The organism is Flavobacterium sp. UBA6135 (genome assembly GCF_002428305.1).
Classification (GTDB): domain Bacteria; phylum Bacteroidota; class Bacteroidia; order Flavobacteriales; family Flavobacteriaceae; genus Flavobacterium.
Genome location: NZ_DIVJ01000005.1, coordinates 51,589 through 75,124 on the forward strand (window position 1 = coordinate 51,589; position 23,536 = coordinate 75,124).

Below are 23,536 nucleotides of genomic sequence, written 5' to 3' on the forward strand. Positions count from 1 at the left end.
TATCAAGTTGCTCCTATTTTTTCAAAATCCTTTTTGACCGTGGTTTATTTCTCCAACACCTCTTTTAGTTCTACCACTTTTAAATTTTCATCTAAATCAATAAACTGTTTGAACAGTGCCACATGGCTGGCTCCAAGAAGTATCACAATTTTTTTGTCTATTTCTGTTGTGCTTTTCTGAACCAACGAATACATCATTAAATTGCGTCGGTACCAACTTGCTACTAAATTGGCTCCGGCAAAATCAGTAATCCCTCCGGCTCGATTAAACAACGAAATATAGGAACCCAAGTCTAGATCTCTAAGACTTTGTTCATTGTAGGCTACCATTAGCTGGGTAAGTGTCATTTTTTTTCTGTTATCATTGTCCTTTACTTCAAACTCTTTAATGCGAGAAAAGATTTTTTCCTTTAAAGCAATTTGGTTTGCCCTTTCTAAGGAAAGCATCAAACTATCAAATGGGAATACCGTTTTTACATCAATGGCATACACTTTTTTGTGGTTGCACAATTTGGCAATCCTAAAACCCAGTTGAAAAATCTCATTTTCTTTAAAAAAGGAAGTGGTTGGGTGCTTTTTAGCTATATATTCAAAATAGGTATTGTCAACATACAAGGAATACAAAGAGTCTAATTTGACCCCCTGGTTATAATCCCATTCAACAAATAGCTTATCCGGTGCAAACGCTTTTATTTTGTTGGCTATGTTGTCAAGTTCTGCTTGAGATGCTTGGGACAAGACATCAAACTTATCTGTTTTTGCTAAGTCCAAACCGGGATTGTGGAAGTGAAAAGTGCCAATTAATAACACCTCCTTTTGTTTGGTTGGCTGTTGAGCGGATGTTTCTTTTGTTAGAAAAAGAAATGTAAGTAGCAATAAAATAGTATGTTTCATTAGTTTCTTTATTAAAAAAAGACGATAGTATTGTATAAATGTTACAACAAAGGAAAATTGTCGTACCTATCCAAATAAATGTATTTTTGTAGCACCACACGATGGGCTGTTATGGATAAAAAAGTTACTTATTCGGATTGCATCAAAAAAATGGAATACTATTGTTCCTATCAGGAGCGGTGTCATCAGGAAGTGGTGCAAAAACTTCGTTCGTGTCCGTTAACCAATTTGGAACAAGATGAAATTGTGGTGCATTTGATTGCTTACAACTTTTTAAACGAAGAAAGGTTTGCCAAAACTTTTGCCATCAGTAAGTTTCACCAAAAAAAATGGGGTAACATTCGTATAAAAAACGAATTAAAGCAACGACAAGTAATAGATCGGTTGATTCAATCTGCATTGCGGGATATTTCTTCAGAAGAATATGAAACTACCTTCGAACAACTCGCTACTAAAATCTGGGAGACTATTTCTGAACGCAATGCGATGAAAAAATTCAAGAAGTGTTGCGACTATCTTCTTCGCAAAGGTTGGGAAACGGATTTGGTGTATGCAAAAATAAAATCGCTTTCTGAGAAATAGCATAAATAATGATTGTTCGATTATTTTGGTTTACCACTGATCCGAAGATTCAATATTTGATTTCTTTTTAGATTATTCGAATCTTTGAATTTTTATTATTTCGATTCTTTATAATCAGCTATTTCATAACGATTTTCTAATTAAACAAACACCGACTAACTACCTTTTTCTACAAAAAAAGTAATACCATTTTAAATACTTTTCAAAACATTTAAAAAAAACTTATAGACATTTAGAATTTGGATTGTAAATTTTAATTAATTCATAACAATTTGTGCATTTAGTCGATTATTTTGATTTTTTTTTAATTCTTTTTAAAATTCGTTAGAATAAATATAATTCCTCTTGTAAAAACCTGCATTTAATCGAGTTTCTATGTTGTATGTCGAAAAAACTAGGCTTCTTGTTTATTTGTGCAGAATTTTGTCTCTCCAAATCCAGCCCTATAGCGTTTTTAATTATTTAATAATGGAAAACTTAACAAATCATGCGTACAAAATTATTACTTATTATCGCCCTGATAAGTACCTTTGGGGTACTTAGTCAAAACCCTGGAGATTATCGATCTAAAGGAGCGGGTCCAGTTGCTTGGAATCTAGCTTCAAGTTGGGAAGTTTACAACGGCACCAATTGGGTAGATGCTACAAATTATCCTGGACAGATTAGCGGAGCTTTTGATGTTGAAATCGTGTCGGGCCATACCGTTACGATACCAACTAGTGCTAACTTTAATGCTTTAATGCCTTTTCAATTTGGCAACCTAACTGTAAACGGAGAAATCAATATTGCACTAAATCAAAATGTGTACATCAATGCGACTTCAACTATTGTTACACAAAATGTTGGAACAATTAATTTCTTAGGTAATGCTGATTTACATTTTCCTGAAAACATGTCTTTATCAGTGCATCCGGGTGGCTTAATACCTGCCGAAAACAACAACACTTGCAATGCTTCAAAAAGAATTTATATAGGAACCGTATTATTTTCAACTTGTAACGGAAATGGCCCAGGTGACCCGGTTTCATTTTTTGAATTGATGCAGTCTAATGGTACATTATTAAGCATCATTACTGCTGCATTCGCAGACTGTAATGCGTCTGTTTTTAATGTTTCGCTAGTTCCTAGTTATGTTGGAGTTGCCGGAAACAATACAACATTCAGTTGGTCAATTAAACAACCCAATAATATTGTAATTAATTCAACAAATAATCCTTTAGTTTTAGATTTAAATCAATACGGTGTCTATGAGATTAATTTAACCTATATTACTACTATTAGTGGCCAGCCTTTTTCACATACCCGAAAAGTTACTTACGATAACAAACTATTAGTTTGGAACGGAACTTCTTGGACAAACAATGAAGTACCTACACTAGAATCTCGTGCAATAATTGCTGCTAATTATTCCGGGGCTTCTTTCAGCAGTTGTTTTTTAAAAATAAATAATGATGCTACTCTAACTATCCATCCAAACAATTATGTGGAAGTAGAAGGTAGTATTGATAATCAAGGGGCAATTGTAATTGAAAGCGGAGGTAGCTTAGTGCAAAATGATGATGCATCAACTTTCTCTGGAAACAGTATTACAGTCAAAAGAACTTCCAGACCTATGAAGAGAAATGATTATGTCTATTGGGGTTCTCCGGTTCAAGAAAATGTAATCGAACAAATTCCGACTTTATTTGATAAAAAATTCAGATGGCAAGCGGGAGCCAATGCCAATTGGTTTGATTTGACAACAACAACACCAAGTCCGGGCAACGGATTCATTACAAGATACAGAAACCCTGATCCGACTATTGTAGCACCTACTCCAATAACATTCACCTTTACAGGAAAGCCTAATAATGGCGTTGTAACTGCACCTGTTAGCTTTGTGGATAATGTTGCAACGAATTATAGTAACTACAATTTATTGGCAAACCCCTATCCAAGCGGTATCGATGCAGCAAAATTTATAGAAGCAAATAATAACGTTCTTTCTGGAACCATTCATTTTTGGACATCAGTAACATTATATTCAGGAACTGGTGAATATAACGTCATGGATTATGCTACTTGGAATAAAAGTGGCTCTAATGCCCCAGATAGTACTACTGATAATGAAGATTTAGACCCAAGAGGAACTATTGCTTCCGGTCAAGGTATATTTGTTCAAGCAAAAGCAAATAGCACCGCTCTGTTCAACAACGCTATGCGTAAAAAGGATGAGAATAATCAATTTTTCAGAACAGCAAACCCACTTAAGAGTAACCAACACATTTCAACACAAAGACAAAGAAACCGTATTTGGTTAACCCTATCAAATAACAAAGGGGCGTTTAGAAATATGATGGTTGGTTATATTGAAGGAGCAACAAATGGATTTGAAGATGCATTTGACGGCATAAGCTTTACATCCAACAACATCGATTTTTATAGTGTATTAGAAGATAAAAACTTAGCCATACAAGGTAGAGCTCTTCCATTCAAAGAAGATGATGTTGTTGCTATTGGATTCAAAACAAACGAAGCAGGAAACTACTCGATACAAATCAACGGACAAGACGGATTTTTTGAGAAAGGTTTTCCGGTATACCTTCATGATAAAACCAATAATACCTATCATAATTTAAGAAATGGGGCTTTCAGTTTCAACACAACCGTAGGATCTTTCAATAATCGATTTGAACTACTTTATGATATAGAAAAGGCTACTTATAGTGGAGACATCATTGAAAATGAGGTATTGACTTATGGTTCTGAAAAATCCATCTACATTTTTTCTAAGGAGTTAAAAATTAAAAAGGTGCAAGTATATGATATTTTAGGTAAACTATTATTTTCAAATACGTCTTTAGACACAAATGAATTTACGACTCCACTACAAACTAAAAGTAAATCATTTTTGATAATTAAAACCGTTTTAGAGAATAACACTACAGATACTCAAAAAATTATTTTGCACTAAAGAAAAATATAGTTAAACCCTAATACTTAAAAAACCGCAAAGTGAAATTTGCGGTTTTTTTCAACTTAATTCTTTGTGTATAATTTCCTATAATACGCACAATGTGTTGATTTTTAACGCATTTTATTAATTCTTACAAAATAAAAATCAAGTAAAAATAGAAATTATAATTTTGTAAGATATAATCGATTAAATGATTATTTTAATCGACAAGATGCATTTATTTTATGTCGTTTAATAAAAATTGATTAATTATATTTTATATTTTATCGACAAAATGCATCGTTTATAAAAAAAATTGTAATATTGCCCCGTCTATTAACCCTAAGTCTAAAATTAACCATGCGTACAAAAATTGTAATGCTATTCTTGCTGGTCACAACCGGCAGTCTATTTTCGCAAGTCACGGGCGATTATCGAACCAATCAAAACAACGTCACTTTTAACAATCCTACCGGATGGCAAATCTATAACGGGTCGGGTTGGGTGAACGCAACAACTGCACCTTATGCAGTATCTTTTAACAACACTAATACCATTACCATTTTAAACCACACGGTTTCAACCGGAGAAAATGGTTCAATTTCTCCCGCTCATTTGATTATTAACGGCACCTTAAACATTAACCATGGCGGAACAACAACAAATTCATTTTTAAATACCGGTAACATTACTATCAATGGAACCAACGGCAAGTTAGATGTTGACAATGGCCGACGCATCAATATTCAAGGAAATGTTGTAGTAAATAATGGCGGCACATTTACCGTTGGAAATGGCAATAGTGATACCGCAGTTATAGTTGTTTATGGCAATTATACCAATGACGGTACAACAAAATTCGGCATGGCAGAAGTAATAATTGTGGGTAATTTAAATTCCAATACTGCTTCGCAAATACAAAACAATGGAAATCTTATAGTTGGAGGCGATATCATTGGTATCTTTATCAATCAAGGCTCCGGTGGTCAATTTTACTTTATAGACCCTAATGCAACAATTAATATTAGCGTTCAAGGCGGTAATAATTCTATCGATCCCATAAATGGTTACCCGCCCGCTTATGCGGCTTTGATTAATGAAATTTTTGGTTCTTGCTTATCACTCATAACTACAACTTGGGATGGAAGCACTTGGTCTAAAGGATTCCCTAATAACGGTGCAACAGTAGAAATATCAGGCCCTTACAACGGCCCTAGTTTTAATGCATGTAAATTAATAGTGACCACTACAGGTGTTTTAACAATAACAAACGGTAACTTTGTTAACGTAAGGCATGACATTATAAACAATGGCACAATAGCCATTCAAAATGGTGGTAGTTTGGTACAAATTGATCCAAATGCAACTTATACGGGCAATAACCTCCTAATGACTCGCAACACCCGAACCATGAAAGGATTGGATTATGTGTATTGGGGGAGTCCTATACAAGAAAATGTAGTCAGTCAAATTCCAAGTGATTTTGATAAAAAATATGTATGGAATACTACCGGAACTATTGATGGAGCCTGGGTGAATCTTGTAACTACAACACCGGGAAGAGGTTTTATTAGCCGAGTGAGAAATGTTGCTCCATATAATGCAGGTGGCGGAACACTTTCGTTTACATTCGACGGAAAACCTAATAATGGAACCATTTCAGTTGAAGCAAATATCTATGACGGATCTTCTGATGTAACAGGAAATACAGTATTATTAGGAAACCCTTACCCTAGTGCTATTGATGCCGCACGATTTGTAAGAAACGCAACAAATCAGTCCTTGCAAATTAACACTTTGTATTTTTGGACATCAAACACACAATATACTGGAGGTTCCTACTCACAATCCGATTATGCTTCATGGAACTTAACCGGAAGTACAACAACCTCAACAACTCCTTTAGAAAATCTGAGACCAAACGGAAAAATTGCCTCAGGCCAAGGGTTCTTTGTTAAACAATTGGTTGATGGCAATGTTCAGTTTGACAACAGCATGAGAATTTTACAACAAAACACAAGCAACACATCTTTTTATAGAACATCCTCAGAAAACACTACACAATACGATAGTGTTTATGAATTCCAATACCCCCCTTTGAACACGGAATATGATAGGTACTGGATTAATATAAAAGGAGCAAATACCAACATGTTCAGACAACTTTTGGTGGGATATGTGGAAGGGGCAACCAATGATTTTGACCTTTCTTATGATGCCGTAACTTTTACAAGTAGTACCATTGATGTCTATACTATTGTTAACAACAAAAATGTTACCATACAAGGCAAGGCTTTACCATTTAGCAATCAAGATGTTGTTTACTTGGGTTATAAAGTTCCAACCGCCGGCACTTATACCTTTGAACTTGATAGTGCAGAAGGACTCTTCAATACAAACCAAGCGATCTATATAAAAGATACCACTACTGATACTTATCACAACCTAAAAGAGGCTCCTTTTACATTCACATCAGCAGCAGGTAGTTTTAACGAGCGTTTCCAGGTGCATTATGTGAACCAAATTTTAAGTGTCGATAATCCACTATTTAATGAAGATAGCGTTCTTATTTACGGTTCTAATAAAACAATTACAGCCGCATCTACTGCTTCTAATATTACCGGAATCGAAATTTATGATGTTTTAGGAAAACGAATTTTCAGCAATATCAGCCTTGACACATCGGAATTTGTGACCAATACTTTTGATTTGAATACTGCTTTCCTAATTGTAAAAGTAGTGTTGGAAAACAATAAAACAATAACCCGAAAAATTATTCTACAATAGGTTACATTTTGTTAGTTAAGAAGTACCGCTCCAGTAGCGGTATTTTTTTTATGATAAAGAGAGCAATACACTAACGGCATTACCTCCAAAACCAACAGCATTCACTAATACTTTCTGAATCGGTTTATATTGTTCTTGATGCTTTAAAAAAGGCACCTGTATCAATTGATTGTGTTGCATCATCAAGACGGCCATTTCGATACTTAACAACCCTGAAGCTCCAAAGGTGTGGCCTATTTTCCATTTGTTATTGGTAAGCAAAGGTTTTTTTGAGCCAAAAACAGCTGTAATGGCATTGCTCTCACTAACATCTCCTTTTATTGTCCCTGGTGAATGGGTAACTATAACATCTACTTCCTCAGGTCGAATTGAACCCAACGCCATTTTCATAGAACGTTGAAAACATAAGGCTTCGGCTGAAATGGAAACACCGTGTTGCAATACCTCTGTGGCATAACCAACACCTTCAATATAAGCCAAAGCCTTTTCCTTTTCCCCTATTTCCAAACAAGCTACAGCAGCACCTTCTCCCAAAACCATGGTGTTTTTTGTTTTGTCAAAATCAAACGTTCTACAAGAATACTCAACAAACTCGGAAGCATAAATCTTCATGGCTCGCATTTGTGCAATGGTAAAAGGAGTCAATGGAGCTTCACTGCCACCCACTAAAAACTGGTGAGCCATGCCGCTTTTTAACCATGCTACCCCATTCAATAACGCATGCAAAGCAGTAGAGCACGTTATGGAATGAGATATTTCAGGCCCGATTGTCTGTAAATCATGAGCCACCCAACTGGAAATGTTCCCTAAGGTAGTTGTTGGTGATGCCAAAGTGGAGACCTTTCCCGTTTTTAAAAAATCTTTATGGTGGTTTTCAAATAACCGGGTGGCCCCTCTTGATGAGCCGATATTGATGCCAAAATCAGAAGTGGATGACCAATCCGTTTGAGCGATTGCAGCTCGTGCGGCTAAAATAGCATACAAAACAGAAGCATCTAAAAACTTGTATTTCGAATCAGAATTTCTCAGTTGTTCCACTTCATGAGTCAATACCTCAGGCAAAGCAGCAACTAAAGTTGGAGTATTTCCAATTACTTTTTCAGAAATCAGTGGTTTTTTCGCAAGGTAATTTTCCCAAACAGCTGATTTTGTTTGACCTAATGGAGAAAAAGAAGCAAGTGATGTTATGGCAATTTTTGGATGCAATAGTGTAGTTTTGGAATACAAATTTACACTATCTCCAAAGCTTTTGAAAGTGTTGTATAAATTATTTCCAATTGTTCATTCGTGGTAATATAAGGGGGTAAAATATATACTACGTTGCCAACCGGTCGGAGTATAATTCCTTGTTCAATAAAAAAATCATAGAGTTGATTTCGCAAGGAACCGTAATAGCTTTGGTCTCCGATAGATTCAATTTCCATAGCAAAAATAATTCCCAAAACACGTGTTGTTTTTACTTTAGGATGTGATATAATTTGTTTTTGAAATGTCAAATGTTGGGCAGAAATACGCTGTATGTTGCTTTGCATATCTTCAGACTCCAATAAGGAAATAGCCGCTAGAGCTGCTGCACATCCGGTTGGATTTCCTGTGAAGGTATGACCATGAAACAAGGCTTTATTGACATTTTCAGATAAAAACCCGTCAAAAATTTGTTGCGAAAAACTCGTCACAGCCATTGGAATAGTTCCTCCTGTTAAAGCTTTTGATAAACACATCATATCCGGTTGTTCGGTCAAATAATTACAAGCAAAGGTTTTTCCGGTTTTACCAAATCCGGTCATGATTTCATCAGCAATAGTAAATACATTATTTTTTTTGCAAAGCCCCATCAATTTATCCAATTTCGATGCTTCATACATCACCATTCCGGCCGCTCCTTGAACAAGGGGTTCAAAGATAAAAGCAGCAAATTCATTGGTTTGAAGTAAGTCATTCAAAACCGTCAAACTATCATTTTCTGCAGTCGGAATAGGAATTCGAACCACTTCCAGCATCGAACCCTGAAAAGCTTCCGTAAAAAAACTAATGCCACTCGCTGCCATTGCTCCAAAGGTATCGCCGTGAAAACCATTTTCAAAAGCGATGATTTTGGTGCGTTTTTCTCCTTTATTGTAAAAATACTGCAAAGCGGCTTTGATCGCAATTTCAACAGCGGTGGAACCATTATCTGAATAAAACAACTTCCTTTGGTTAGAAGGCAACATAGCAAGCAACTTTTCTGCCAATTCAACCGCCGGTTTATTGGTAAAACCTCCAAACAAAACGTGCTCTAAAGTAATCAGCTGTTTGTAAATTGCTTCAGCCAGAACGGGGTTGGAATGACCAAAAGGATTGACCCACCAACTGGAAATAGCATCAAGGTATTGCTTGCCGTTTTCATCCCATAGATAAACACCATCTCCTTTCACAATTGCCGGTAAAAGTCCGGTGGTTTGATGTTGGGTATAAGGGTGCCAATTATAAAGTTGATCTTTTTGGGAGAGAGTCATTTTTAGATTTTTGGATTGTTAGATTAGGCTAATAAGATTTTCTTTGAATTTTTCGGCATAATACGAAATTACATTTTGATCAAAATAGGGTTCGTTATCAATTCTTCCTAAAAAAGGTATTCCGGTTTTGGAAAGAATAATGGATTCCGTTCCTTGATTTTCGTTTCCTGAAAAAAGAATCCCTCCAATGTTTATTTTTCTGTTTTGCAAGGCTTCTATGGTCAACAAAGTATGATTAATACTCCCCAAATAATGACGGGAAACTACAATTACTTTGTAATCGGGTTGGATTAAATCCATAATAGTTTCCCTTTGATTGATGGGTACAAAAATACCACCGGCACCTTCAATCACCAAATGATTTTTGGTTTGGGGTGCTTGAATGTTTTTTATGTCAATGGTAATTCCGTCAATTACTGCAGCATAATGCGGACTGGCAGGCGTATGCAACGCATAGTTGTTGTCATATATTTCAGATTTGGAATTGGACAAGAGCGATTTGACTTTGTCTTTATCTGAAAAATCCAATTCTCCGGCTTGAATGGGTTTCCAATAATCGGCTTGTAAGGCTTCTGTAATAATGGCTGAGGCAATGGTTTTGCCTACGTCGGTGCCAATTCCGGTAATAAAAAATTTCATGTTAATGGTTTAAACGCAAAGTTCGCAAAGAATGGCAAAGTTCGCAAGGCTTTTAGGATTATATAACAAAAATCAACAAAGCTATGATAACAAGGCAAGCAGATCAAAAATTTGTTTTTCCGTGTTGTAACTATGAATACAAAATCGAAGTCGTTCTTTGCCTTCAGGAACAGTGGGTGAAAGAATGGGTTTTACATCAAATCCATTTTGTTGTAATTGATAAGCGATATTTTTCACGCGTTCATTTCCAGAAAAAAGAATTGACTTAATGGGTGATGGATGTTGGGTGATGGGTGATTGGAGTAATTCGTCAAAAAGTGTGCTATTTTTAATTAATTGTACTCTTTCGGTTTGACTTTTAGAAAGCTGTTGATAGGCAACCCAAATCGTAGCCACCGCATGAGGTGACATACCTGTGGTGTAAATAAAGCTACGGGCAAAATTTATGAGGTAATTTTTTAATTGCAAACTCCCCAAGACAGCAGCACCGTGGCATCCTAAAGCTTTTCCAAAAGTCATGATTCGAGCAAATACTTTGTCTTGAAGTTGTAAGTTTTGAACCAAACCTTCTCCATTTTCACCAATAACACCTAAGGCATGAGCTTCGTCAACAACGAAGTAGGCGTTGTATTTTTCGGTTAAGCCAATCATTTGTTCCAAATCGGGCGAATCGCCATCCATGGAAAAAATGGATTCGGTGACAATGAAAATGTTTTCGGGTTGCGGGTTGCGTCCCAAAGTTTCAGGAGCGGGTTGAAACTTTGACAGTAGGTTTTCTAAAGCTGATAAATCATTATGAGTGAATTTATAGGATTTGGCCAAACTCATTTGAATGCCATCTCGAATGGAAGCATGACACAATTCATCATATAAAATAATGTCGTTACGTTGCGGTACGGAACTAAAAAAGCCTACGTTGGCATCATAACCGGAATTAAAAATGAGTGCCGCTTCGGTTTGATGAAATTGAGCGATGAATTCTTCCGTTTCTGTATATAAAGCGTGATTTCCAGAAAGCAATCTTGATCCGGTGGCCCCGTTTATTTTTAAATTCCGAGTAATCAGTAATTCATGTGTTTGATGAAAAATTTCTTCATTGTTTGCAAATCCCAGATAATCATTAGACGAGAAATCAATGAGCGATGATGGAACGGGCAATTTTCGTAAGGAAGCATTTTGCTCACGAATTTCTAATTTTTTAAGTAATGAACTGGGTAGTGACTTCATATCTCACAAATGTAAAAATCAAAATTCATAAATTTTTTTAAATATTTATCTGTTTTTTGATATTTAATTATTGTTTATCAATAATTTTTATATATTTGTCTTCAACTTAAAACCAATTACCATGAGAAAATTAAACATTTTAAAAGCTATTGTTGATTTTATTTGGATCATGTCACTGTTTGCGTTGCCTCTTATTATTGTCTTTTTTGTTTTCATCATTTTTAGCAACGAAACCATTGACATCCCGCTTAAAATAAATGATTTGGAAATAGATACATCAATTGGCCAAAGCAAATATTTATTGCCGGTGGCGTTGATGCACTTTGGCCTATTTATTTATGCACTATACTTTTTTAGGAAATTACTAGAGAACTTTAAAAAGCTTATAATTTTTGAAGTAGAGAACGCAAAATTACTGAACAAAATTGGTCAGTTGATCATGATAAATGCCGTAGTTTACGCGTTACTTACTTTTGCATTACAACTACTTATTGGAAAATTAACTATTGACATTGGTTACGGTCCATTTCTATATGTTCTTGCTTTGGGATTATTTTTTAGTGTTTTATCAGAAGTTTTTCTAATGGGTAAAAAATTAAAAGAAGAAAATGAATTAACCATTTAATCATGCCTATCATAGTAAACTTAGATGTAATGCTAGCCAAACGCAAAATGCGTTCGAATGAATTGGCCGAAAAAATTGGCATCACAACAGCCAATCTTTCTATTTTAAAAACCGGAAAAGCGAAAGCTATCCGGTTTTCGACATTGGAATTGATTTGTGAAATTTTGGAATGTCAGCCGGGTGATATTATGGAATTTTTGAAGGAATAATGGTGTTATGAAAGCGGGAAATAGCTCATAAAAAAAGTCACACATTGCTGTATGACTTTCTAATATTTTATAAAAATGTAGTTTAATCTACTAAAACAATTGCTTTATTGTTGTTCATTTCAAGCGTACCTGAATTGATTGACAAACTATATGTAGTTCCTTGTTGACTGAATTTAGCCGCAACATCTTTAGAAAAGGTTACATTATTTCCTTCAAACCTAACGGTTCCTTTTCCTAAAGAAGAAACTATAGCAGCGTGATTGTTCAACATTTGAAATTCTCCATTAGTTCCCGGAACGGTAACTGAGATTACTTCGCCTTTGAATAAAACTGCCTCGGGTGATATTATTTCTAAAATCATATTTATTAAGTTTTTAGTGGTCAGTTTTTAGTGGTCAGTCTGAAGACTGCTTACTAATTACTGCCAACTATTTATGCTTCTGCTAACATTTTTTGTCCGGCTTCAATAGCATCTTCGATAGTACCTTTCAAGTTGAAAGCTGCTTCAGGAAGATGGTCTAATTCACCATCCATAATCATGTTGAATCCTTTGATTGTTTCTTTAATATCTACCAATACTCCCGGGATACCTGTAAACTGTTCTGCAACGTGGAAAGGTTGCGATAAGAAACGTTGTACACGACGAGCACGAGATACTGATAATTTATCTTCTTCAGACAACTCTTCCATACCTAAGATGGCGATAATGTCTTGAAGTTGTTTGTATTTTTGAAGAATTTCTTTAACGCGTTGAGCACAGTTATAATGCTCATCTCCTAAAATATCTGCTGTCAAAATTCTTGACGTAGAATCCAATGGATCTACTGCAGGATAAATACCTAGCTCGGCAATTTTACGAGACAATACCGTTGTTGCATCTAAGTGAGCAAACGTTGTTGCAGGAGCCGGATCGGTTAAGTCATCCGCAGGTACGTAAACCGCTTGTACAGAAGTAATAGATCCCTTTTTGGTTGACGTAATACGCTCTTGCATGGCACCCATTTCTGTTGCCAATGTTGGTTGGTAACCTACCGCAGAAGGCATACGACCTAAAAGAGCCGAAACCTCAGAACCTGCTTGTGTAAAACGGAAGATGTTATCTACGAAGAAAAGTACATCTTTTCCTTGGTCTGAACCTGCACCATCACGGAAATATTCTGCAATAGAAAGTCCTGATAACGCCACACGAGCACGAGCTCCCGGTGGTTCGTTCATTTGTCCGAATACGAAAGTAGCTTTAGACTCTCTCATTCCCGGTTTATCTACTTTAGATAAATCCCATCCTCCATTTTCCATAGAGTGCATGAAATCTTCTCCATATTTTATAATTCCTGATTCCAACATCTCACGAAGTAAATCGTTTCCTTCACGTGTTCTTTCTCCTACTCCTGCGAATACAGAAAGTCCACCGTGACCTTTTGCGATGTTGTTAATCAACTCTTGGATCAATACGGTTTTACCTACACCGGCACCACCAAACAATCCAATTTTACCACCTTTTGCATAAGGTTCGATAAGGTCGATTACTTTAATACCTGTAAATAAAACTTCTGTTGAAGTTGATAATTGGTCAAATTTTGGAGCCGGTCTGTGGATTGATATTCCATCAACACCTGCTTTAGGCAAATCACCTAAACCATCAATGGCATCACCAATTACATTAAAAAGTCTTCCGTAAACATCCGGACCAATTGGCATTTGAATTGGAGCACCTGTAGCTACCACTTCTGTTCCTCTGCTTAAACCGTCTGTAGAGTCCATTGAGATGGTTCTAACAGTGTCTTCACCAATGTGAGATTGTACTTCAAGAACTAACTTGGTACCATCTTGTTTAGTGATTTCAACAGAATCATAAATTTTTGGCAATTCGGCATCCTTAGAGTTAAACACTACATCTACTACCGGACCGATGATTTGGGAAACTTTTCCTATTACTTTTGACATTGCTTATGTATTTATTTAATAGCTATTTATGTTTATGGTAAACACCTCTTTTTTCAGAGTGCAAAGATAATTTTTAAAAATATAAAATCAATAGTAAATGCGTGTTTTTTTTAGGTTTTTTTGAATTATTCTAATCATAGACTCCTAACGCTTAAACAAAGTACATAAAAACAAAAAACCACCTTGATTAGAGGTGGTTTAAAATGGATTTTTTAAATTAATTTAAAATAGGAGGGTAATGAATTTGAAAATCTTTCATTTTATTCATTCGAAGCGTAGATCCATAGGTAGCATTAATTGCTTCCGTAAATTTGTTTGCAATATAGGCATTTCCACGAGCCGTAATGTGGATTCCGTCCAAGGAGAAAGCTCCTCCCGAAACAAATGCATTCGTCATGTGAAAGTTATCAAAACGAATTCCTGTAGTAGATAATTGAGTTAATATTGCAAAGGCATCAACAAAAGCCAAATTAGCCCCCTCTGCTGCATTTTTAATTATTGTATTGAAAGTAGCAGTGGCGGCAGCCAAATCTGCCTGTTCACTTGGCAACAACACCCATTTGTCTTCTAATGGAAAAGTTACACCATTAATTGAAAGCTGTCCTGCTGTAGCAGCCGGCACACCCATACCTACTAAGGTTGTAAATCTAGCCGTATTGAGTTGACCAATGATATTTGAAGAAGGCAATACAAATAAATCTTGATTTGTGGCTTGTCTACATTGTCCAAATTGACTGCCAAACAGAGCGGCAGTAACCGGATCTAAACCACCTCCTTGAAGAACGGCTGTAAGTTGAGCGGAAATATTTAATAACGATTCGTCATGGATCACCACGGGGCTATTGGAATTTGTGTTAAATTGAATAGAACGCTCAGGTACTCCTAAAAATGCAAAAGCCTGATTTAATTGAGCAAAAGTTGCATTCAATGTCGGTATCATTGGTCCGAATGATGGATTAGAAGGACTTAGAGGATTAAAAGGCACCACTTTAAAATGAGGAATAGTTTTTACATCTGGTATATTAGCTACAACACCTTTAGCACCAGCTGAAGTTAAAGTGGTAATTAATGTATTTATAGCAAAAGTAAAAGTAGCTTCATCAGTAATTGGATTTGTTCCATCGCCACCTGATAGAGCATAACCTAACACATCATTATTCCCAATCCACAACGAAAAGAAGGTCGGATTTTGAGCCATAGCATCAGCTAAAACTGAGGTTCCCGGAGCGGATGCCATTCTAACAAAATAAGGATTTGCAGCTGCCGGTAGATTTGCGGGATTTCCATAACCCGGAGCTAATAAGTGAAAACTCTTGGCTCCCGGAACACCTAAATTATTAAAAGGCCCACTAACAACATTAAACGTTTCGGTTGAAGGGGTACCCCCAGGTAAAGGAATTGGAGCGGCACCGTTAAATATTAATCTGGGACCGAAAGATGCATTAGGCATGCCTCCAAAAAGCAAACCTCCTACGTTATCATTCATAAATGGAATCCTAAATTCTCCGCCACCGGCCAACTCAAATTGATCGGCGAGTAGTTTAGCATAACTGTTTTCTTGACTTTTAATGAATAAAGCTCCATCGCTAAATCCCGCCGTTAATGAATTTCCCAAAGCAACATATTTTGAAAAATCGGCACTTCCTGCAGTTACTGGTGGTTCTTCAGGTAAAATACCCGAAATATCTTCTTCATCTGAATTACAAGCTACAAACCCTAAGGAAACTAATAGTAGCAATTTGAAATTTTTTATCATGGTTTCTTACTTTTTTAAAATTAAATACTTCTTATGGATTAATTGTCCATCCAATTAAATACTGTTGCCCAATTCTACCGGCACCAACAACTTGAAGATAATCATTACCTCCAATATTGGCTCCACTAAGTTTGAAAACTGATTTAATGGTAGGTACAGCATAGGTAATTTGTGCATCAAACACAGTTACTGCAGGTATCAAGCCATCTGCAAATGAAGATTGCCACAAATATTCATCACTCCATCTTGCATTCACTCCAAAACCAAAGTTTTTAAATAGCTCCGTATTGCTTAAAGATGCTTTTACTCTGTGTTTAGGTGTATTGAAACCGGCAATAAATGAAGGATCTTTTGATTGATCAAACTCAAACTGAGCATGGTTATAATTCACCCCTACTTCATAATTACCAAATACTTTTTTAGATAGTCCTACACCAAATCCAAGTGAATTCACAGTTTCTGTTGTATTGGTGTATACTTGATATACTCTACGGTCACCATTAGCTAAGGCCTGTAATGATTGTTGTACTTCCGGATCAGTAAAATCGGTACCAACGGTTCCATAGTAAGGCTTAATAACACGAGATGTACTCATGAAATCATCATAAATGTTATAATAAGCATTCAAATCAACAGAAAGTCCATTTTCTAAAACCGATTTATAACCCACTTCGAAAGCTTTTACAAATTCCGGTTTAACTAAAGCGATATTGGCCACTTCCAAAACCCCTGGATTTTGAGTAGCAGCAAAAAGTGCTGCAGAGGAAGCTGTATATAAATTATTGTTATAAGCATCTGCTCCGGTAAAAGTCACTGTTGGACCAACACCCGGAAATGTTTGACCTTGAGCACTAACGTTTAAGGTTTCAACATAGCGAGATAAATTGTCAGGTGTTGAGCCAATTAAAGCAAATGGTCCTAAATCTAAACCAATATATTGATCTTGTGTTGTCGGATTTCTAAAACCGGTTTGAAAGGAAGCTCTAAAATTATGATTTTTAAGTTCCCCTGCTGAATAAACCAAAGAAACTCTTGGTGAAAACTGTCCATCAAAATTTTGAGATTTGTCATAACGAATAGATCCTGTAAATTTTAGGCGTTCCTCTGCTAAGAACTTCTTTTGAAGTTGTGTATAGGCTCCATATTCTTTATATCTGATTGGCCCGTCGTAATCCGTAAAAATAGTTCCATCGGAATTTAATTCATACATTCTATAAGAACCTCCTACTTGAATTTCGGCAAAATTTATAATTTCTTTAAAATTGTAATTTAAATCGGAATGATAAATTATGGATTCATCTTTAAATTTTGCTCCTGTTCTTAAATCCGGATCTGCGGTTACAGCCTCCAACGCATTTTGGAATTCAGGAGTACCGGGCATAAATCTTGATGGAGAAGTAGATGGTGTTAAAATTCCTGTTAAAGCAGCTGGCACTTGGTTGTAGTCAGCAAAATTTCTAGCAATGCCGGATGCTGTAGTGGCATCTGCTCCTAAAAATATACTTGAATTTAAATAAGCAGTTGCATAATTTGTAAACCACTCTTGATCTGATTTCCAAGATCTGTTCACATTCCATGCGGCAAAACGCATGTCATAAGAATCACCAGCGTCTTCTGTGGTAATATAACCACGAACAAAGAAATTTCTATTTTTGATTTCTAATTTACTTTGTTGCATTCTAAAGTTTTCTAAACGATAGCGATTTGCTCCTTGGTAAACTGTATTTCCCAAACCAATTTTGTGGGTTGCAATAATCTCAAAATCATCATCCCAAGGTTTGATATGAATCGAAGCATCAAATTTTACATTTTCCAATTTATTATCGTTTAAATCTTGCTCTGCATAACCTGTTCTGGAAACTTGTCCCACGTTTGGTATAAACGTAGTAACCTCATCTCCATATATATTCAATCCATCATAATTTTGGTTGTTTGCATGACCAATAGTTCCGCCTGAAACACTTCTTTCATCAGCAGGAATCCATTCTGTTGCTCTTAGGTAAGTAAAATTAACTTTTGCAGCAAAATGTTTTGTGAAAGCATGAGCTGCTCTAATTCCAAAATCCCAATAATCATTATCGCCGGCAATTTTTTGAGACGTTTGTCCATATTTTGAATAAAAGCTTATTCCTTGATGTGTGAAAGGGCTTTTACTATTCATAAATAAAATACCATTGAAGGCATTAGCCCCATAAAGAGCCGATGAGGCTCCGGGTAATAATTCAACGCTTTGAACGTCTAGTTCAGAAAGTCCTATAAGGTTTCCTAATACAAAGTTCAACATCGGAGAAGAGTTATCCATTCCGTCAACCAATTGCATAAAACGTGTATTAGCAACAGTTGCAAACCCTCTAGTATTTATTGATTTAAAGTTTAAACTACTAGTGTTAAAATGCACCTCTTTTAAATTTTCTAAACCATCATAATACGTTGCAGATGTTGTGTTTTTAATTTCCTGCAAAGTCATTCTTTCAATGGTTACAGGAGATTCCAGAATTCGCTCCGGTGTTCGAGAAGCAGACACCACAATCTCGTTTAATCGGGTTTCTTCTTCACTAAGTTTAACAGTCACTTTTTGAGAACTGCTGGTAATGTTTACTTTTTGAGAAGCAAATCCAATACTTGATATCTCTATGACATAAGGTGGATTTTTTTGGGTTGACAAAGTAAAGTTACCATCAAAATCGGTAACTGTTCCTATGGCTTCGCCAACAATTTTAATACTTGCTCCAGGAATGGGTTGATTGGTTGCATCAACAACAGATCCTGAAATCGTACTTTGTGCAAATGAGACGCCACAAATAAACAATGACAGAATAAATAAATACACTTTCATAAGGTTAGAATTTTGTTAGTTTAAGTTACCAAAGTACAAATTATTTTGATATCAATAAAAAATCGGCTGATTTTTACAACATTTAACACCAATATAGTGTTGATTTTATGATTTTCGCAACGGTTAATTTTGTGAAATCTTTAACCTTTTTGATAAAAAACCTAAAAATAGTATGCGTTCATACTATTTTTTAAAAATAAATTACATAAAAAATAAAAATTAAGGGATTCTATAAAAAAATATAAAGGGCGAGATAAATATCCCGCCCTTTTGTAATTTTATAATGAAAAACTGTTATTCTACAGTAACCGATTTTGCCAAATTTCTTGGTTGATCTACATTACATCCCCTTAAGACAGCTATGTGATACGACAACAATTGAAGTGGAATGGTTGTCAAAAGTGGTGATAAAGCATCCGATGTCTCCGGAATTTCAATTATATAATCTGCTAATGCCTTCACTTGCGTATCACCTTTTGTAACAACAGCAATTATTTTTCCGCTTCTGGATTTTATTTCTTGTATATTACTTACCACTTTATCATAGTGGCCTTGCTTTGGTGCAATAACAATAACCGGCATGTGTTCATCAATCAAAGCAATTGGACCATGTTTCATTTCTGCAGCAGGATATCCCTCAGCATGAATATACGATATTTCTTTTAGTTTTAAAGCCCCTTCTAATGCTACCGGAAAATTATATCCTCTTCCCAAATAAAGACTGTTATTGCTATCCTTTATTAATTTGGCTATCTTTTCAACTTCTGTATTGGTCAATAAAGCTTCTTGTACTTTTTCCGGAATTAATTCTAATTCATTTAAATATCTGAAAAAATCAGATTTAGAAAGCGTTCCTTTGGCTTTTGCCAATCGTAAAGCTATTAGAGTAAGAACTGTTATTTGTGTTGTAAATGCCTTTGTTGATGCCACTCCAATTTCTGGACCTGCATGGGTATAAGCACCGGCGTGTGTTTCTCTTGAAATAGAAGAACCCACTACATTACATACTCCAAAAACAAAAGCTCCTCTTTCTTTGGCTAATTTTATGGCCGCCAAAGTGTCAGCTGTTTCACCGGATTGCGATATAGCAATAACAACATCGTTAGAATTTACAATTGGATTTCTATATCTGAATTCCGAAGCATATTCAACCTCAACAGGAATTCTTGTAAACTCTTCAATAACATATTCAGCTACTAATCCGGCATGCCATGAAGTACCACAAGCAATAATTATAATTCTGTCTGCTTGAAGAAATTTTTCAATGTTATCTTCAATTCCGGCCATTTTAATTATTCCGGTGGTTGCAGAGAGTCTTCCTCTGTAGGTATCTTTAATTACATTTGGTTGCTCATAAATTTCTTTAAGCATAAAATGCTCATAACCCCCTTTTTCAATTTGTTCCAAGTTCATTTTCAACTCTTGAACATACGGGTCAACCAAAGTATCATCTTTTATTTTTCGTACTTTAATGGGTTTGTGTAACCGAACGATTGCCATTTCTTCATCTTCTAAATAAATTGCATTCGTGGTATATTCAATAAAAGGCGAGGCATCTGATGCAATAAAAAACTCATTTTCACCAATACCAATAGCCAACGGACTTCCTAATCTCGCAACAACAATTTCATCTGGTTTTTCGACATCAAATACGGCAATCGCATAAGCTCCCACTACTTGGTTTAAAGCTATTTGAACTGCTTTACCTAATTTTACTTTCTCTTGCTTTTGAACATCTTCAATCAAATTTACTAATACTTCTGTGTCTGTATCTGAATGAAAAACATAACCTCTCTTTAATAATTCTTTTTTTAGAGGTTCATAATTTTCAATTATACCATTATGAATGATAGCAAGCTTACCTGAATTAGAAAGATGTGGATGTGAGTTTACATCATTTGGCACACCATGAGTGGCCCAACGAGTGTGACCCATTCCAATGGAACCATAGATGTTATTTTCAGAAGCTGCTTTGGCTTCTAAATCTGTTACTTTCCCTTTTGTTTTAGATACTTTTAAATTTTTACCATCATGCAGCATTATTCCTGCACTATCATAGCCTCTGTATTCTAATCGTTTTAATCCCTTAATAACAATAGAATAAGCGTCTCTTTTACCTATATAGCCTACAATTCCACACATACTCTATCAATTAGGTTTTGTATAAAATATCTCCAAACGCAACTTTTTATCCGCTGGTACAGATGGATGATTTCCATGAATTACGGTACCTAAAGGGTTTAGAACTGTTCCGGCTGGTACACTTTTAAATAAATCTTCCGGCAATGAATTCTTTCTACTGTAATTCGTAATCTGTCTAAAATCTTCCGTCACCACTAATCCCAACTTAACATTAGTTGAGTCTTTTCTAATCAAATTTGAAATATGATTGGTAATACGAACTTTATAATAAACACCTCTTCCATCCTCAGCTTCTTCTTTTTGAATTAACCCTCCATGTATAAACTTTCCTCTTTTTGGTTTCGAAGCAATTGATGTTAAATCTAAATAATAGTCCAGCAAAGGTCTCTTGTTGTTTAAATCATAAAGAAAAATTCTCTCAGGTTCAGGAGAATTAGTTCCCATCAATGTATTTTCTATGTAAAAAGTTAGATTAGCTTCATTAACCAACCATCTTTTAGCACGCAAATCCTCTAATTCTTCTAATGTAAACAATTCAATTATTGCCATAGATCCCGAACCTCCTTTAAGATACAAACTTGGATCACCTGTTGTGGAATTACTACTGGATAAAGCATTTTCATAAACCGGACTATTGGTTGTTTCCTGCAAACTAACGGTGTTGCCAAGAAGATTAAGTTCAACAACTTTATCTACTCGTGTGGTCTCCTCTCCGGAAACTAAATCTTCTTTATACTTAATGGTGATTTTACCTTGTTTGAAGTTTAATAACGCTAATGTATTAGATGCCCCTAGTTCATCAATTTTAAAATACAAACCTCTAAAATAATTTTTAAAAAGGTTGTTGTTCACCATTTTTGACTTTCCTTGACTACTTAAAATCTTGGTCTTAAAAAAGTCTTTATTTAATTTTAAGACCATGGCTGGTGCTGAACGAGTAACGGTTTCATTATCATCTTCATCAACTGTAGTGGCCACACGTTCGGCTGGGTCAAAAAAGAACTCATCATTTTGTGAAACAGCTTCATCATCATTTAATCGATTCCCCACAATGTTAGCGTCAAAATCTGCTTTTTGATCCGTATAATATTTCTGCGATTGTGTGAAATTCGAATTTGGATCTAAGTCTCTAAGAAAATAGCCGTTTTCATAAACATCTAATTTCATCTTAGATAATGCAGTCCCGTAAATAGAATCCAGCTTATAAGTACTTTCTCCATCATCATTTGTATTGGTCCTTTTGCTGAAATAAGGGATTATTAACTCAACCGATTCTACTTCAATATTTTCCCCATAGGTTGGATTAATATTGGATGAGCTTACTTCAAGTTGCGTAACAAAATGAGCAATCGTTTTCCCGAAAACCGGATTATTATACACTCCTAAAGGATTTACATCCAAATTATTACTCTGAATCACGCCAACACGTTGATTAAAAGCATTCACTTTTGCATCGCGATAAGCCAACAAATCAAAGTGATCATCTCCAATAATATCACCCCCAATGGTGTTAAAATCCTTATCGCATGAGCCTAGGAAAACAAGAAAAAAAACGGCAACTAAAGCGTTGTATAAACTTTTTTGTGTTAACATTCTGAATTTTAAAAAATTATAGTAATACAGTATTTTTATAGAAATCGGTATACATTTCCGCAAAACGATCTTTAGAGGCGAAAGGTAAAAAAGGTTTTTCTGATGATTCTATAAATTTTGTTAAACTTGAAGAAACACCTTCTGATGCAATTATTACAGCGTCGGAGTGCATCACAGCTGTTTTAATTATGTTTTCATAATTAGGTTCTGCCAAAAATTGAGCAGATTCATTTGAAATACCGTCAAACGCAACCTTATTAAGCAATTGCATGTCTAAATTCCCTTCAAAAGACTGACTGTAAACAGAAGTTACAATTTTTGTTTCTGCAAATAATGCTTCGTTTTTATAATAATGCTTCATATAAAGCGGCAATAATGAAGCCAACCATCCGTGTACGTGAATAATATCCGGAACCCAATTTAATTTTTTTACAGTTTCAACAACTCCTTTGGCAAAGAAAATAGCTCGCTCGTCATTATCCGGAAACAAAACACCCAATTCGTCAGTAAACGTTGCTTTTCTCTTAAAATAGTCATCATTATCAATGAAATAAACTTGAATTCGTTCTTTTGGAATGGAAGCTACCTTTATAATCAAAGGCATATCCAAATCATTAACAACTAAATTCATTCCTGAGAGCCGGATTACTTCATGCAATTGATGTCTTCGCTCATTAATGTTACCGTATCTAGGCATAAATATACGTATCTGTCCTCCTTGATCATTGATCATTTTTGGCACATCATACGACATATTGGAAACTTCATTTTCTGCTAAATAAGGCACCACCTCAGATGATACATACAATATCCTCTTGTCCTTCATAGGGTTTTGAACTTTTATGGGTTAGATTTAAAAACATGCAAAATTAC

Annotated in this window: 17 protein-coding genes; 5 read left to right on the forward strand and 12 right to left on the reverse strand. The window is 35.4% G+C overall.

The features are described from left to right. Positions 1 to 44: 44 nt before the first annotated feature. Positions 45 to 893, reverse strand: a complete 849-nt coding sequence (locus B3L86_RS01450; RefSeq protein ID WP_291114255.1) for a DUF5694 domain-containing protein — start codon at positions 891 to 893, stop codon at positions 45 to 47. A 78-nt stretch (positions 894 to 971) separates the two neighbouring features. Between B3L86_RS01450 and B3L86_RS01455 the strand changes: the two genes are divergently transcribed. From B3L86_RS01455 to B3L86_RS01465, 3 genes are all read left to right on the forward strand, one after another. After that, on the forward strand, positions 972 to 1,475 hold the full coding sequence (locus tag B3L86_RS01455) for a regulatory protein RecX (protein WP_291114258.1): 504 nt from the start codon (positions 972 to 974) through the stop codon (positions 1,473 to 1,475). Between the two features lie 487 nt (positions 1,476 to 1,962). Next, positions 1,963 to 4,428, forward strand: coding sequence for a T9SS sorting signal type C domain-containing protein (locus B3L86_RS01460; RefSeq protein WP_291114261.1), 2,466 nt, complete (start codon positions 1,963 to 1,965; stop codon positions 4,426 to 4,428). Positions 4,429 to 4,770: 342 nt separating this feature from the next. Beyond that, positions 4,771 to 7,197, forward strand: a complete 2,427-nt coding sequence (locus tag B3L86_RS01465) for a T9SS sorting signal type C domain-containing protein (RefSeq protein ID WP_291114263.1) — start codon at positions 4,771 to 4,773, stop codon at positions 7,195 to 7,197. 48 nt (positions 7,198 to 7,245) lie between these two features. Here the strand turns inward: B3L86_RS01465 and B3L86_RS01470 are convergent, their stop codons facing one another. The 4 genes from B3L86_RS01470 to B3L86_RS01485 all read right to left on the reverse strand — a co-directional run bounded on the left by B3L86_RS01470 (position 7,246) and on the right by B3L86_RS01485 (position 11,558). Beyond that, a complete protein-coding gene (locus tag B3L86_RS01470; RefSeq protein ID WP_291114265.1) occupies positions 7,246 to 8,403 on the reverse strand; it encodes a beta-ketoacyl synthase N-terminal-like domain-containing protein in 1,158 nt (385 codons plus the stop codon). A 23-nt stretch (positions 8,404 to 8,426) separates the two neighbouring features. Then, positions 8,427 to 9,692 carry an adenosylmethionine--8-amino-7-oxononanoate transaminase gene (gene bioA, locus B3L86_RS01475; protein ID WP_291114267.1) on the reverse strand — a complete coding sequence of 422 codons (1,266 nt, stop codon included), beginning with the start codon at positions 9,690 to 9,692 and terminating at the stop codon, positions 8,427 to 8,429. A gap of 18 nt (positions 9,693 to 9,710) precedes the next feature. Then, positions 9,711 to 10,331 carry a dethiobiotin synthase gene (gene bioD / locus B3L86_RS01480; protein WP_291114269.1) on the reverse strand — a complete coding sequence of 207 codons (621 nt, stop codon included), beginning with the start codon at positions 10,329 to 10,331 and terminating at the stop codon, positions 9,711 to 9,713. 81 nt (positions 10,332 to 10,412) lie between these two features. After that, entirely contained in the window at positions 10,413 to 11,558 is a 1,146-nt protein-coding gene (locus B3L86_RS01485; RefSeq protein WP_291114271.1) for an aminotransferase class I/II-fold pyridoxal phosphate-dependent enzyme, read from the reverse strand. Positions 11,559 to 11,679: 121 nt separating this feature from the next. Here B3L86_RS01485 and B3L86_RS01490 point away from each other — a divergent pair, with 121 nt between their 5' ends. Beyond that, positions 11,680 to 12,183, forward strand: coding sequence for a DUF2975 domain-containing protein (locus B3L86_RS01490; protein WP_291114273.1), 504 nt, complete (start codon positions 11,680 to 11,682; stop codon positions 12,181 to 12,183). Positions 12,184 to 12,185: 2 nt separating this feature from the next. Beyond that, positions 12,186 to 12,392 (forward strand): helix-turn-helix domain-containing protein, encoded by a 207-nt coding sequence (locus tag B3L86_RS01495; RefSeq protein ID WP_291114275.1) that lies wholly within the window; start codon positions 12,186 to 12,188, stop codon positions 12,390 to 12,392. A gap of 82 nt (positions 12,393 to 12,474) precedes the next feature. Here the strand turns inward: B3L86_RS01495 and B3L86_RS01500 are convergent, their stop codons facing one another. The 7 genes from B3L86_RS01500 to B3L86_RS01530 all read right to left on the reverse strand — a co-directional run bounded on the left by B3L86_RS01500 (position 12,475) and on the right by B3L86_RS01530 (position 23,489). Further along, on the reverse strand, positions 12,475 to 12,753 hold the full coding sequence (locus tag B3L86_RS01500) for a FoF1 ATP synthase subunit delta/epsilon (RefSeq protein WP_291114277.1): 279 nt from the start codon (positions 12,751 to 12,753) through the stop codon (positions 12,475 to 12,477). A 71-nt stretch (positions 12,754 to 12,824) separates the two neighbouring features. Beyond that, complete coding sequence (gene atpD / locus B3L86_RS01505; RefSeq protein ID WP_291114279.1) at positions 12,825 to 14,336, reverse strand: F0F1 ATP synthase subunit beta; 1,512 nt, start codon at positions 14,334 to 14,336, stop codon at positions 12,825 to 12,827. A gap of 217 nt (positions 14,337 to 14,553) precedes the next feature. After that, positions 14,554 to 16,092, reverse strand: coding sequence for a G-D-S-L family lipolytic protein (locus B3L86_RS01510; protein WP_188361068.1), 1,539 nt, complete (start codon positions 16,090 to 16,092; stop codon positions 14,554 to 14,556). A 31-nt stretch (positions 16,093 to 16,123) separates the two neighbouring features. Beyond that, complete coding sequence (locus B3L86_RS01515; protein WP_291114281.1) at positions 16,124 to 18,928, reverse strand: carboxypeptidase-like regulatory domain-containing protein; 2,805 nt, start codon at positions 18,926 to 18,928, stop codon at positions 16,124 to 16,126. A gap of 294 nt (positions 18,929 to 19,222) precedes the next feature. Beyond that, the gene (glmS, locus tag B3L86_RS01520; RefSeq protein WP_291114283.1) at positions 19,223 to 21,070 is read right to left on the reverse strand and encodes a glutamine--fructose-6-phosphate transaminase (isomerizing); all 1,848 of its coding nucleotides are present in this window, start codon (positions 21,068 to 21,070) and stop codon (positions 19,223 to 19,225) included. Positions 21,071 to 21,076: 6 nt separating this feature from the next. After that, positions 21,077 to 22,663 (reverse strand): DUF4270 domain-containing protein, encoded by a 1,587-nt coding sequence (locus B3L86_RS01525; RefSeq protein WP_291114285.1) that lies wholly within the window; start codon positions 22,661 to 22,663, stop codon positions 21,077 to 21,079. Between the two features lie 16 nt (positions 22,664 to 22,679). Then, on the reverse strand, positions 22,680 to 23,489 hold the full coding sequence (locus tag B3L86_RS01530) for a glycogen/starch synthase (protein ID WP_291114287.1): 810 nt from the start codon (positions 23,487 to 23,489) through the stop codon (positions 22,680 to 22,682). Positions 23,490 to 23,536: the final 47 nt, after the last annotated feature.